Here is a 12,284-nt window from a genome sequence, read left to right as displayed (position 1 = left end):
TTGATTTATGGCAGAAGAAAAAATTTTAATAGTTGATGATGAAGATCATATTAGAGAACTTATCAAATTTAATTTTATAAACAACGGGTATAAGGTCATTGCCGCTGCAGATGGAATAGAGGCATTAGAGCTAGCTAGAAAAGAAACACCCCAATTAATTTTGCTGGATGTAATGCTTCCAGGAATGGATGGATATGATGTTTGTAAGGAAATACGAAGAGATCATTCTATTTCAAACACACCGATAATAATGATAACAGCTAAAGGAGAAGAACTGGATAAGATTTTAGGATTAGAGCTAGGAGCAGATGACTATATTACAAAGCCATTTTCAGTAAGGGAATTAGTAGCAAGAACTAAGGCTGTATTAAGAAGAACTAAACCTCAACAACTTGATAAAATATATAAATTTGGGAATATAACAATAGATTTCGAAAAACACGAAATTTTAAAAAATGAAGAGAGAGTAGATTTAACATTAAAGGAATTTGAACTTATAGAGGTTTTAATAAAGAATAAGGGAAGGGTTATGACTAGAGATTTTCTTTTAGACAAAATATGGGGTTATGAGTATGTTGGAGAAACTAGGACAGTGGATGTTCATATAAGGCATCTAAGAAAAAAAATAGAAGAAGACGATAAAAACCCTAAATTTATTGAAACCATCAGAGGTGTTGGATATAGATTTAATTTAGGTGAATAGTATGAAGATGAAAAACAAGCTTATGTTATCTATATTAAGTACAATAATTCTTAGTTTAGCGTTAATTACTGCTTTATACATGACTATAATAAATTACCAACATGAAGAAAATACTAAAAGGAGTTTAAAGGAGAATAATGAGTTAGTGATAAGTGTACTTGAAACAGAAGTGGTTTCGGATGTAGACTTATATTTTAAAAGCTTTAGCAAATCTAATTTTAGATTAAGTTTAATTAATAAAGAGGGTAAAGTAATCCATGAATCTGGTGGTAAGATTCAAAATATGGACAATCACAATTCGAGAAAAGAAGTTATTACTGCTAGAAAATATGGTGAAGGATATAGTATAAGGTATAGTGATACATTGAAAAAAGTAATGGTATATTATGCTACTCAATTCGAAGATGGATATATTATACGAAGCTCTATGCCCATGGAGGTTACCACTGGATTCGAAGGAAAATATCTAAAAGATTATTTTATAGTATTAGCAATAGTGTTTTTTATATCTGCCTTATTTTCATCAAAATTGGCATATATAATTGTTAAACCTATAAAAGAGTTAGAGTTTACAACAACAAGAATTGCAAAAGGTGAGTTAGAACGTAGAGTAACTATAAATTCTCAAGATGAAATAGGGCAATTAGCAAATACATTTAACAATATGGCAGATAGATTACAATATACACTAAAAGATTCTTTAGAAAAGCAAAATAAATTAGAGGCTATACTGAAAAGTATGGATAGTGGAGTAATTGCAGTAGATAGAAGTCACAGAATTATTATGATTAATCCTTATGCTCAGAAGATATTCGGAATAAAGAAGGATATAATAGGTCTAAATTTAATGGACTCTATAAGGGAATATGAATTAGAAGAAGTGTTTAAAAGTAATGAAGAAAGTAAGGAAATAAATATATTATGGCCTTATAAGAAGGTTTTAAAGGTAAAAACAGCAGATATTATAAGTGATAAAGAACATATAGGTACAGTAGCGGTAGTTCAAGATATTACAGATATAAGGAAGCTTGAAAATATGAGAAGCCAATTTGTTGCTAATGTTTCTCATGAATTAAAAACACCTTTGACATCAATTAAAGGATTTGCAGAAACATTAAGATATGTAGAGGATCAAGAAACTAGAGAGAAATTTTTATCAATAATTGATGATGAGACTGATAGATTAACTAGATTAATAAGTGATATTTTAACTCTTTCTGATATTGAGCAACATAGGGAGTTAAGGCAGAAAGATATAATAGACGTAGTTGCATCTATAGAAGATGTATATAATCTTATGAAAAATACTGCAGACAAAAAACATATAAATTTAGAATTTAACAGTTATAATAGTAGTGTTTTGCACGGTGATAGTGATAGATTTAAACAAATGATTATTAATTTAATTGATAATGCTATAAAATATTCAGAAAAAGGAGACTCGGTATTTATAGGAACAGAGGTAAAGGATGGGTATTGTCTAATTTGGGTTCAGGATACTGGAGTAGGAATACCTGAAGAACATATTCCTAGATTATTTGAAAGATTCTATAGAGTAGATAAAGCAAGGTCAAGATCTAGAGGGGGTACCGGTCTTGGATTAGCCATAGTTAAGCATATAGTGCTAGGATTCAGTGGAGAAATAACGGTGGAAAGTAAAATAGGAGAAGGAACAAAGTTTATAGTTAAAATACCATTATAACAGATAGTGAAAACTATCTGTTTTTTTTATATTTTATACATACTACCTCACTGTATAGGAGAATATAACATTAAGATACTCAATGTTAATTTTAATTAACATTCGTATAATACTTGGTTAACTTTCCTAATGTAATATATAACTTGTGAATTATAAAAATATGATAATTTCAAAACTTGAATGGAGGGTTTTTAAGAATGAAGAAGAAATCATTAAAAACATTGGTTGCAGCATTGGCAATTACTCTAGTTGGAGGAGTGTTTGTTGGTTGTGGTAACAACACTAGTCAAGATAAGAGTGATACTAAGCAACAAACGAAAACAACTACAGAACTTAGTGGGTCAATAACAGCTTCAGGTTCAACTGCACTTCAACCTTTAGCAGCAGCAGCAGCTGACATGTTTATGCAAAAAAATACTAAATCTCAAATAAATATTCAAGGTGGAGGAAGCGGAACAGGACTTTCTCAGGTAGCTTCAGGAGCAGTTCAAATAGGAAACTCAGACATGCCTGCAGAAGATAAGATAAAAGATGCTAATGTAGCTAAGGAATTAGTAGATCATAAAGTTGCTGCTATTGGTTTTGCGATGGTAGTGAATAAAGAGGTAAAAGTAGAATCTTTAACTAAACAACAAATACAAGATATATTTACAGGGAAAATTACTAACTGGAAAGAAGTTGGTGGAGATGACCTTAAAATTGAAGTTATAAACAGAGGAGCTTCATCTGGAACAAGAGCTACATTTGTAAAAACAGTAATGGAAGGCAAGAAAGAATCAGAAGGATTAGGAACAGTTCAAGATTCAAGCGGAGCAGTTCAGCAATCAATTGAAGCGACAAAGGGTTCTATATCTTACTTAGCACTTTCTTACTTTGTTAAAGAAGAAGCAAAGCAAGGAATGAAGTTACTAAAGATCGATGGAGCTGAATCTACAACAGAAAATATATCAGCAGGAAAATATCCTTTCTGGTCATATGAACATATGTATACTAAAGGAGAAGCAACAGGTTTAACAAAAGCATTTATTGACTATATGCTTTCAGATGAATTTGCACCTATAATTGAAAAGCAAGGATATATACCAATGAGTGCAATAAAAGCTCAATAATAAATATAAGTTATAACTAAGACTAGTTGCATAATTGATACAACTGGTCTTAGCATGTTTTTAAAATATGGCAGGGGTAGGTATGATGAAGAAAAATAATAATCTTTATAAACTTAAAAATGAATACATGGGAAGAGCTTTTTCTACAATTTGCGGATACTTTATTGTAATTTTAACCTTAGCTATAATTGGATTTATAGCCTCAAAAGGGCTGACTATATTTATACAAGATGGTTATCCAATAGGAGATTTTCTGTTTAGTAAACAATGGAGACCAGATGCAGACATTCCTAAGTTTGGTGCTTTGATTTTTATTTTAGGGTCTACTTTTGTAGCAGTAGGTGCTGTTATTATAAGTGCACCTATTAGTGTAGCGATAGCTATTTTTATGAATTTAATTTCACCAAAATTAGGAAATAGAATTCTACAACCAGCTATGGAGTTATTTGTAGGAATTCCATCTGTAGTATATGGATGGATTGGTATAACTGTACTAATTCCAGCATTGAAAGAAGTATTCGGTGGGGTAGGATTTAGTTTGGTAGCAGGTATCTTAGTTCTTGCTATAATGATTTTACCTACTATTACAAGTATTGCTTCTGATGCAATCAGGACTATTCCTAGACAGTATATTGAAGCATCCTATGGTCTTGGAGCTACAAGATGGCAAACTATAATTAATGTTGTTATTCCTGCAACAAAAAATGGAATATTAACAGGAGTAGTCTTAGGAATAGCAAGAGCTTTTGGAGAAGCACTAGCAGTTCAAATGGTTATAGGAAATTCTGTTAAGATCGCTAAGGGTTTATTTGACACTACTTCAACTCTAACTAGTGCAATTACAATGGATATGGCAAATACTATGTCTGGAACACCGTGGAATAATGCTTTGTGGTCATTATCTCTTTTGTTACTTATAATTTCATTTACATTTATTTTAATTATCAGAGTAATCGGAAGAAGAGGTGATCTATAATGAACTCTAAACAAAAAGATAAATTAGCTACTGCTGTTCTATATGCAATTTCAGGATTCGTGGTCTTACTACTTGCTGGGCTTATAGGATATATACTTTATAATGGTCGACATTGGCTAGATATTAATTTTCTATTTGGAAAACCAAGTATTGAGACTGGTGGAGGAATTGGACTTCATTTATTTAATTCCTTCTATATGCTTATAATTTCTCTGTTAATAACAGTACCTATTGGAGTGGGTGCTGGAATATATTTAGCTGAATATGCTAAAGAAGGTAAGTTGCTAAGTATAATTCGCCTATGTATTGAAACTATGGCATCACTTCCTTCTATAGTTGTAGGTTTGTTTGGACTTTTAATATTTGTAAATATGCTAGGATGGGGATACTCTATAATAGCAGGAGCTTTAGCTATTACAATCTTAAATCTTCCAGCCATGACAAGAGTAAGTGAGAATGCTATAATTGCAGCATCAAAAAAAGTTAAGGAAGCTAGTTTAGGATTAGGGGCTACTCAATGGCAAACAATTAGAAGGGTAATACTACCATCGGCAATTCCTCAAATATTAACTGGGATAATTTTATCAGCAGGAAGAATATTTGGAGAAGCAGCAGCACTGCTTTATACGGCGGGAATGAGTGCTCCTATAGTTCGTATTAGCGATGGATCGGCATTTAATATATTTAGACCTGCAGAGACTCTATCTGTATATATATGGAAGTTGAATTCGGAAGGAGTAGTTCCAGACGCAGGAAGAATAGCAAACGGTGCATCAGCTGTGCTTATAATAATGGTACTTTTATTTAATGTAATATCAAGATTAATAGGTAAAAAGCTATATGAAAAGTATGCAGGTACCAAGTAATGGGGGACAAATATATGAATATAATCGAGGTTAAAAATTTAAATTTATTTTATGGAACTAAGCAGGCACTACAAAATATAAACTTAGATATACAAAAAAATGCAGTTACTGCATTAATAGGACCTTCTGGATGCGGTAAATCTACATTCTTAAGATGTTTAAATAGAATGAATGACTTAATTGAATCTGTAAAAATAGAAGGAGATATTGTATATGAAGGTAATAACATATTAAAGGAAAACTATGATGTTATTGAGTTAAGGAAAAAGATGGGCATGGTGTTTCAAAGTCCTAATCCTTTTCCAATGAGCATATATGATAATATAGCATATGGACCTAGAATACATGGAATAAAAAATAAAAATAGATTGGATGAAATAGTAGAAAAGAGTTTAAAGGGTGCAGCTCTTTGGGATGAAGTTAATGATAGACTAAAGAAAAGTGCGTTAGGCTTGTCAGGAGGACAACAACAAAGATTATGTATAGCTAGAACTCTTGCAGTTGAGCCAGAGGTAATCTTAATGGATGAGCCTACATCAGCCTTAGATCCAATTTCAACTTTGAAAATAGAAGAATTAATGGATAGTATAAAGAAAGAATATACTGTTGTTATAGTTACTCATAATATGCAACAAGCGGGAAGAATTTCGGATTTTACTTCGTTTTTTTATAATGGAGTAATTATTGAATCAGGAAAGACAGAAGATATTTTTTATAAACCTAAAAATAGGAAGACAGAGGATTATATAACGGGAAGATTTGGTTAATATTATGTTATGGTATTAAAAGTTTATTAAAGAGGTGAGGAAATGGCTCCAAGAAAAGTATTTGAAATGGAATTAATAGAACTTCATAATGATTTGCTTAGAATGGGTAGTATTGTTGAAAAACAGATTCATCAGTGTATTAAGGCTTTAGCTGAACAAAATATGGAGTTAGCTGAAGAAGTAATAAATAACGATGATATAGTGGATAATTTAATGAGGGAAATAGAAACTAAAAGTATTAAGCTTATTGCAATGCAACAACCTATAGCTACAGACTTAAGATTTATATTTACTTGTATTAATATAGTAACAGACCTAGAAAGAATGGCAGATCATGCAGTTGATATTGCAAAAATTGCTAAAAGGTTAAAAAATCAAAGTTATATTAAACAGCTAATAGATATACCTAAAATGGGCGGAATAGTAAGTGATATGATAAAAGATGCTCTAGATGCTTATGTTGAAAGAAATCTAGATAGAGCTTATGAAATTTCTAAAAGAGATGATATTGTTGATAACCTATATAAAGAAGTTTTCGCAGAAATGCTAGAAATCATGTCAAATGATAGTACGAAAATAGAGCAATCAACACAGTTTTTATTTGTATGCAAGTTTCTTGAGAGAATAGCGGATCATGTTACAAACATCTGTGAGTGGACTATATATATAGTAACTGGTGAGCAAGTTGATTTAAATGAATAAGTGAGTTGAAAACAGCGTTTAATACTAGCTGTTTTTTTATTTAGTATTTACAATAGTCTAATATACTAGGAGTGTCAAATATTGACGTGGTAAGGATATTAATGTTAATATAATTTAATGAACTAGCATAGGAAAAAATATGGAGGAAAAGATGCTTAACGAAATTTCGAAAGTATTGCACGGAAGTATTGCTGATGAAGTAGATATTGAAGTAGGGGATAAGTTGCTTAGTATTAATAGTACTGAAGTAAAAGACATTATAGATTATAAATTTTTGATTGTTGATGAATACGTTGTTTTAGAAGTAGAAAAGGCAAATGATGAAATATGGGAAATTGAGATAGAGAAGGAATATGGAGAGGATATAGGTATTGAATTTAAGGATCCTATGATGGATAGACCAAGGAGTTGCCATAATAAGTGTATATTCTGTTTTATTGATCAGTTGCCATGTGGAATGAGAGATACGCTTTACTTTAAAGATGATGATTCAAGATTGGCATTTTTACAGGGGAATTTTATTACTATGACTAATATGAGTGAAGAAGATATTAGCAGAATAATAAATTATAAAATAAGTCCTATAAATATATCAGTTCATACGACTAATCCTGAATTAAGAAATAAGATGATGAATAACAGGTTCGCAGGAAACATATACCAGCGTCTTAAAAGATTAACTGAGGCAGGAATAAATATAAATTGTCAAATAGTTGTATGTCCTGGTTATAATGATGGAGAAGAACTTGTAAAAACAATTGAAGACTTGTATAAATTATACCCATATATAAATAATGTAGCAGCTGTACCTGTAGGAATTACAAAGTTTAGACAAGACAATAATTTAGTGGAATTAAAGTTATTTAGTGAAGAAACAGCTGTGGCGGAAATAGATAGAATTTCAAAGCTCCAGGAGAAGTATTATAATGAAATTAATGAGCCTTTTATAAGACTTTCTGATGAATTTTATATATTAGGAAAAAAAGATATTCCAAGTGAAGAATTTTATGATGGATATGATCAATTAGAGGATGGCGTAGGAGTTATAAGACTATTTAGAGAAACTATAGCTACAGACATTGATAAACTGAAAAAAAATGTTAATGGTAGCTTTACTATAGTAACAGGATCATCTGCATATGATGAATTATTAGAAGCAGCCAATAAAATAATGAGTAAAAATAATAATATAGTAATTAATGTAGAAAGAATCATAAATAACTTCTTTGGAGACACAATAACTGTATCAGGACTTTTAACAGGAAAAGATATAATTGAACAATTATCCAATACAAAACTTGGGGAATATGTTATAATGTCTAATAATATGTTTAAAAAAGGATACGAACTTGGAAAATATGATGAATTTATTATGTTAGATGATGTAAAAGTTCGTGATATTGAAAAAGCTTTAAATAAAAAAGTTTTAATCTGTGATTATAGTGGAGAAGATTTTATTCACACAATAAATAAATTTACCAAGGAGGATTAAGAATGCCTAAACCATTAGTAGCAATAGTTGGAAGACCAAATGTAGGTAAGTCTACTTTATTTAATAAACTGGCAGGCAAAAGAATATCTATAGTAGATGATATGCCAGGAGTTACAAGAGATAGAATATATGCTGAAGCTGAGTGGCTTAATCATAAATTTACTTTAATAGATACTGGTGGTATTGAACCAGAGAGTGAAGATGTAATTGTTTCTCAGATGAGAAGGCAGGCTCAGTTAGCTATTGAAGTAGCTGATGTAGTAGTTTTTGTAGTGGATGGTAAACAAGGCTTAAGTGATGCAGATAATGAAGTAGCTCAGATGTTAAGAAAATCTAAAAAAGCTGTAGTATTAGCAGTAAATAAAATAGATAATAGGGTTTTTGATGATAATATTTATGAATTTTATAATTTAGGTATAGGAGATCCTTTAGCTATATCATCATCGCAAGGTTTAGGGCTTGGAGATATGCTTGATGAGATAGTTGCAAAGTTTCCAAATAAAAATTATGAAGAAGAAGAAGATGAGTATATAAGAATAGCTATAGTTGGAAGACCAAATGTAGGGAAGTCTTCACTAATAAACAAGATACTTGGAGAAGAGAAACACATAGTGAGTGATATTCCAGGAACTACTAGAGATGCTGTAGATAGCTATATAGAAAATGATATTGGTAAGTTCGCTTTAGTAGATACTGCTGGTCTTAGAAGGAAGAGTAAGATTAAAGAACAAGTAGAAAGGTATAGTGCTGTAAGAACCTTAGCAGCTATAGAAAATGCAGATGTATGTATACTTATGGTAGATGCTGAAGAGGGAGTAGCGGATCAAGATGAAAAAATAATAGGATTTGCTCATGAGAAGCATAAAGCTATAATTGTTATTGTAAATAAATGGGACCTTATTGAAAAAGATGATAAGACTATGAATCAGTTTAAGAAAACTTTTAGTCAACAACTATCATTTTTACCTTATGCTACATTTTTGTTTATTTCTGCAAAAACTGGTCAGAGGGTACATAAAGTACTAAGTACGGCTAAAGATTGCTATAATAATTATTCAAAACGCATTAAGACAGGGGTATTAAATGATGTAATAAGCAATGCAGTTATGATGAAGGAACCACCTATAATAGGAACTAGTAGATTTAAAATTTATTATGCTACTCAAGTTGCTATAAAACCTCCAACATTTGTATTCTTTGTTAATAATCCTGAGTTATTACATTTTTCTTATGAGAGATATTTAGAAAATAGATTAAGAGAGAGTTTTGATTTTAGTGGAACAGGAATTAAAATACACTTTAGGGAAAGGAAAGAATAGGATGACAGATGTTGCTTTTATAGGTGGAGGAAGCTTTGGAACTGCGCTAAGCATTATGTTAGCTAAAAAGGGATATAGAGTTAATATATGGGCTCGAAATGAAAGCGTTATAGAAGATATAAACCTAAAAAGAGAAAATATAAGTTATTTGCCTAATATAATTATACCTTCAAATGTTAGTGCATTTTCAAAGCTAAATGAAGCCATAAGTGACAGTAAAGTTGTTGTTCTATCCGTTCCATCGCATTCAATAAGAGAAATTTGCTTAAAAATTAAAGAACACATTAATGAAGATGTAATTATAGTAAGCATAGCAAAAGGTATAGAAGAGACTTCTATGAAGAGACTTTCGGAGGTAATAGAAGAGGAGCTTCCTAATAATCCTATTGTCATTTTGTCTGGACCTAGCCATGCGGAAGAAGTAGCGTTAGATATTCCTACTACTGTGGTTGTAACATCAAAAAATATGAAATTCGCAAAAGATATACAGGATTTATTTATGACAAATAAATTTAGAGTATATACAAATGATGATGTTATTGGTGTTGAGGTTGGTGGAGCTGTTAAAAATATAATAGCTTTAGCAGCGGGTGTATCAGATGGTATCGGCTATGGAGATAATACTAAAGCTGCCTTGATGACAAGAGGTATGAGTGAAATTATAAGAATAGGACTTAGATTAGGAGCGAAACAAGAAACATTTTCAGGCCTTGCAGGAATAGGTGACCTTATTGTTACTTGTACTAGTATGCATAGCAGAAATAGAAAAGCAGGAATGCTGATAGGAAAAGGGTACTCACTGGAGGAAGCTATTAAAGAAATAGGAATGGTAGTTGAGGGTGTTAAAGCATGTAGGGCTTTTTATAGATTAAAGGAAGAACTAAGTGTTTCTATGCCTATTACGGATATATTGTATAAAGTTCTATTTGAAAAATTAGATCCTAAATATGGTGTTTATGAACTTATGTCAAGAGATAAAAAAGATGAAATATAAAAATTAATTTTAAAAAGTCAGTTAAATAAAAATTTAAACTGACTTTTTTGTTTTTTGTAATATTTTATTGATTTTGCAAGTATATATGTATTGACGAAACTAAGTAAATGATAGGAGGGTTATTTTTGGAAAACTTCAATATATACAAAGATATAGCTGATAGAACACAAGGGGACATATATGTTGGTGTAGTGGGGCCTGTAAGAACTGGTAAATCTACTTTTATAAAAAGATTCATGGAGCTTATGGTTATTCCACATATAGAAAATACTTATAAAAAACAGAGAGCACAGGATGAACTTCCACAAAGCTCATCAGGTAAATCAATTCACACTACAGAACCTAAGTTCGTACCAAATGAGGCTGTAGAGATTTCTCTAAATGGAGATACTAAATTTAAGGTTCGTATGGTGGATTGTGTAGGTTACATTGTTAAAGCGGCACAAGGATATGCTGAAGAGCAACAACCTAAAATGGTAACTACTCCATGGTATGACTATGAAATTCCATTTGAAGAAGCAGCAGAAATAGGAACTAAAAAGGTTATAAATGAACATTCAACAATAGGACTACTAGTTACAACTGACGGAAGTATAACTGGAATAAATAGAGATGACTATGTAGAAGCAGAAGAAAGAGTAGTAAATGAACTAAAAGCAATAAATAAACCATTTGTAATAATTTTAAATTCTAGAAACACAAAAGCTCCGGAAACTATAAAACTAGCTGATACACTTCAAGATAAATATGATGTGCCTGTTCAAGTGATGGATATAGCTAACATGGAAGAAAATGATATAACTAATGTATTTGATAGAGTTTTAAAAGAGTTTCCAGTGAAAGAAATAAACATAGATATGCCTGAATGGATAGAAAAGCTAGAAGTAACTCATTGGCTTAAAGAAAATTTTATATCTATAGTAAGGAATATGTGTAAAAATGTTTATAAAGTAAGAGATGTTAAGAAGTTTATAGAAGAACTTATAGATGTAGATTTCTTAGAAAATTCTAAGGTGAATGAAGTTAATATGGGTGAAGGAACAGCTAAAATAGAATTATACCCAAGACATGAGCTGTTCTATAAAGTATTGAGTGAAGTATGCAATAGAAATATAAGTGGAGAAAATGAACTCTTAAGCATAATTAAAAATTTAAGTGAAGCAAAAGTAGAATACGATAAAATTGCAAGTGCTCTCAAAGATGTTAAAGAAAAAGGATATGGGCTTGTATCTCCTCAACTAAATGAAATGAAATTAGAAGAACCAGAGATGATAAAAAGTGGTGCAAGATATGGCGTTAAATTAAAAGCAAGTGCGCCATCACTACATCTTATAAGAGCAGATATACAAGCGGAAATATCACCAATAATGGGCACAGAAAGAGAAAGCGAAGAATTTGTAAACTATTTAAAAGAGCAATTTGAAACTGATCCATCAAAAATATGGGAGAGTAACATGTTTGGAAAATCACTTGAAGGTTTAGTTAAGGATGGATTACAAAACAAATTGTATAAAATGCCTGAAGATGTACAAGTAAAAATGCAAAAAACATTGGAAAAGATCATTAACGAAGGTAATGGTGGTCTGATTTGTATAATATTATAGAGGAATTAAGTACATGGCCAATATATAGTATTACTATATATTGGCCATGT

At 31.0% G+C, this 12,284-nt stretch carries 11 protein-coding genes; all 11 read left to right on the top strand.

The genetic code is table 11. The annotated features are described in order from the left end of the window. The first annotated feature begins 7 nt into the window (after positions 1-7). The 11 genes from ACX0KU_RS13575 to spoIVA all read left to right on the top strand — a co-directional run bounded on the left by ACX0KU_RS13575 (position 8) and on the right by spoIVA (position 12,234). Positions 8-703, top strand: a complete 696-nt coding sequence (locus tag ACX0KU_RS13575) for a response regulator (protein WP_472990512.1) — start codon at positions 8-10, stop codon at positions 701-703. Positions 704-710: 7 nt separating this feature from the next. Then, entirely contained in the window at positions 711-2,405 is a 1,695-nt protein-coding gene (gene pnpS / locus ACX0KU_RS13570; protein ID WP_472992459.1) for a two-component system histidine kinase PnpS, read from the top strand. Between the two features lie 197 nt (positions 2,406-2,602). Beyond that, positions 2,603-3,514: a phosphate ABC transporter substrate-binding protein PstS family protein gene (locus ACX0KU_RS13565; RefSeq protein ID WP_472990511.1), complete on the top strand. Its 912-nt coding sequence runs from the start codon at positions 2,603-2,605 to the stop codon at positions 3,512-3,514. An 85-nt stretch (positions 3,515-3,599) separates the two neighbouring features. Continuing rightward, complete coding sequence (pstC, locus tag ACX0KU_RS13560; RefSeq protein WP_472992458.1) at positions 3,600-4,490, top strand: phosphate ABC transporter permease subunit PstC; 891 nt, start codon at positions 3,600-3,602, stop codon at positions 4,488-4,490. Beyond that, positions 4,490-5,356, top strand: a complete 867-nt coding sequence (gene pstA, locus ACX0KU_RS13555; RefSeq protein ID WP_472990510.1) for a phosphate ABC transporter permease PstA — start codon at positions 4,490-4,492, stop codon at positions 5,354-5,356. Before pstC ends, pstA begins: the two co-directional genes overlap by 1 nt. Before the next feature lie 14 nt (positions 5,357-5,370). Further along, positions 5,371-6,123, top strand: a complete 753-nt coding sequence (pstB, locus tag ACX0KU_RS13550; protein WP_472990509.1) for a phosphate ABC transporter ATP-binding protein PstB — start codon at positions 5,371-5,373, stop codon at positions 6,121-6,123. 42 nt (positions 6,124-6,165) lie between these two features. After that, complete coding sequence (phoU, locus tag ACX0KU_RS13545; RefSeq protein WP_472990508.1) at positions 6,166-6,825, top strand: phosphate signaling complex protein PhoU; 660 nt, start codon at positions 6,166-6,168, stop codon at positions 6,823-6,825. Positions 6,826-6,976: 151 nt separating this feature from the next. Continuing rightward, complete coding sequence (locus tag ACX0KU_RS13540) at positions 6,977-8,317, top strand: DUF512 domain-containing protein (RefSeq protein ID WP_472990507.1); 1,341 nt, start codon at positions 6,977-6,979, stop codon at positions 8,315-8,317. Between the two features lie 2 nt (positions 8,318-8,319). Next, positions 8,320-9,636: a ribosome biogenesis GTPase Der gene (gene der, locus ACX0KU_RS13535; protein ID WP_472990506.1), complete on the top strand. Its 1,317-nt coding sequence runs from the start codon at positions 8,320-8,322 to the stop codon at positions 9,634-9,636. Between the two features lies 1 nt (position 9,637). Continuing rightward, positions 9,638-10,630 carry an NAD(P)H-dependent glycerol-3-phosphate dehydrogenase gene (locus ACX0KU_RS13530; RefSeq protein ID WP_472992457.1) on the top strand — a complete coding sequence of 331 codons (993 nt, stop codon included), beginning with the start codon at positions 9,638-9,640 and terminating at the stop codon, positions 10,628-10,630. A gap of 125 nt (positions 10,631-10,755) precedes the next feature. Continuing rightward, entirely contained in the window at positions 10,756-12,234 is a 1,479-nt protein-coding gene (gene spoIVA / locus ACX0KU_RS13525) for a stage IV sporulation protein A (protein ID WP_472990505.1), read from the top strand. The last annotated feature ends 50 nt before the right edge of the window (positions 12,235-12,284 follow it).

The organism is Clostridium sp. X (assembly GCF_055755365.1).
This window is presented reverse-complemented; position numbering and strand designations above follow the sequence as displayed.

What these genes read in the sequence shown, in the direction of transcription:
- pstB (WP_472990509.1), top strand. Translation starts at nt 5,371, where the DNA reads ATGAATATAATCGAGGTTAAAAATTTAAATTTATTTTATGGAACTAAG.
- pstC (WP_472992458.1), top strand. Translation starts at nt 3,600, where the DNA reads ATGAAGAAAAATAATAATCTTTATAAACTTAAAAATGAATACATGGGA.
- phoU (WP_472990508.1), top strand. Translation starts at nt 6,166, where the DNA reads ATGGCTCCAAGAAAAGTATTTGAAATGGAATTAATAGAACTTCATAAT.
- ACX0KU_RS13575 (WP_472990512.1), top strand. Translation starts at nt 8, where the DNA reads ATGGCAGAAGAAAAAATTTTAATAGTTGATGATGAAGATCATATTAGA.
- pstA (WP_472990510.1), top strand. Translation starts at nt 4,490, where the DNA reads ATGAACTCTAAACAAAAAGATAAATTAGCTACTGCTGTTCTATATGCA.
- ACX0KU_RS13565 (WP_472990511.1), top strand. Translation starts at nt 2,603, where the DNA reads ATGAAGAAGAAATCATTAAAAACATTGGTTGCAGCATTGGCAATTACT.
- ACX0KU_RS13540 (WP_472990507.1), top strand. Translation starts at nt 6,977, where the DNA reads ATGCTTAACGAAATTTCGAAAGTATTGCACGGAAGTATTGCTGATGAA.
- ACX0KU_RS13530 (WP_472992457.1), top strand. Translation starts at nt 9,638, where the DNA reads ATGACAGATGTTGCTTTTATAGGTGGAGGAAGCTTTGGAACTGCGCTA.
- pnpS (WP_472992459.1), top strand. Translation starts at nt 711, where the DNA reads ATGAAAAACAAGCTTATGTTATCTATATTAAGTACAATAATTCTTAGT.
- der (WP_472990506.1), top strand. Translation starts at nt 8,320, where the DNA reads ATGCCTAAACCATTAGTAGCAATAGTTGGAAGACCAAATGTAGGTAAG.